Annotated in this window: 2 protein-coding genes; both read left to right on the top strand. The window is 26.9% G+C overall.

What is annotated here, in order from left to right:
• Window positions 1-134: 134 nt before the first annotated feature.
• A complete protein-coding gene (locus AC3WVG_RS12310) occupies window positions 135-431 on the top strand; it encodes a hypothetical protein (protein ID WP_488798410.1) in 297 nt (98 codons plus the stop codon).
• Window positions 377-763 carry an HNH endonuclease gene (locus AC3WVG_RS12305; protein WP_488798409.1) on the top strand — a complete coding sequence of 129 codons (387 nt, stop codon included), beginning with the start codon at window positions 377-379 and terminating at the stop codon, window positions 761-763. Before AC3WVG_RS12310 ends, AC3WVG_RS12305 begins: the two co-directional genes overlap by 55 nt.
• The last annotated feature ends 251 nt before the right edge of the window (window positions 764-1,014 follow it).

Genomic DNA, 1,014 nt, shown 5'->3' with positions numbered 1-1,014 from the left:
CATTGAGTGGGCTAATCAGCTTGATTTGGATCCTGAACTTCTATATGAAAAATCATACAACAAATCAGAGAAGCTAATAAATTACCCTGCGGCTAATTTATAGCTTACTTTGGTCGTTATAAGTCAGGAGCAATATGAAAGATTCATTTAAAAAATGGCTTATTGCCAATAAGAGACCTGAAAGATATGCTAAAACTATTATTACAATATCAAATGATTTAAAAAAGGTAGGTTATAAATATTTTGATTTATATTCAGTATACAATTCTCAAATAGCAAAAAAAATCAAAAAAGATTACTTTGATATTGAAGAATATTTTTCAAAGAATATTCGTGGTAACAATATGTACAGTAGTGCATTTGATAGATATATAGAGTGTTTTTATCTGATGAAATTTCAAAAGATATTATTATCTATCCTGATGAAGTAAAGGAAGAAAGGCTTACAGAAGGTTCAAAAAAACAAATTACAGTTAATGCCTACGAAAGAAATCCAAAAGCAAGAGAAAAGTGTATAAAACATTATGGAACAAAATGTTTTATATGTAATTTTGACTTTGAAAAAACTTATGGACAAATAGGTAAAGGATTTATTCATGTTCATCATTTAAAACCATTATCTGAGATAAATGAAGAATATATTATAGATCCAATTGAGGATTTAAGACCTGTCTGTCCAAATTGTCATGCAATGTTACATAAAAAAACACCTGCATACAGCATAGAGGACATACAAAACTTTATGAGTAAAAAAGACTTATAACAAACCATAGCAAAAAATATGTTACCTCTGCCGAAAAAAGTTTATATTTACTTGCAAGTTGTTAAAATAGCTTAAGTAGAACAGAACTCAAAAATAGGTAACATATTTTTGTACTCTGTCGTTATCTTCCAATCCAACTTGACAAAACAATAAAATTATATTAAAATACATCGTATATATAGAAATATTAGGATATAGATGTGTTTAAAAGTAAAACTATAAGATATAGCCTTGAAAAAAATGAAATATTG

The sequence above is a fragment of the Desulfovulcanus sp. genome (genome assembly GCF_982781345.1).
This window is presented reverse-complemented; position numbering and strand designations above follow the sequence as displayed.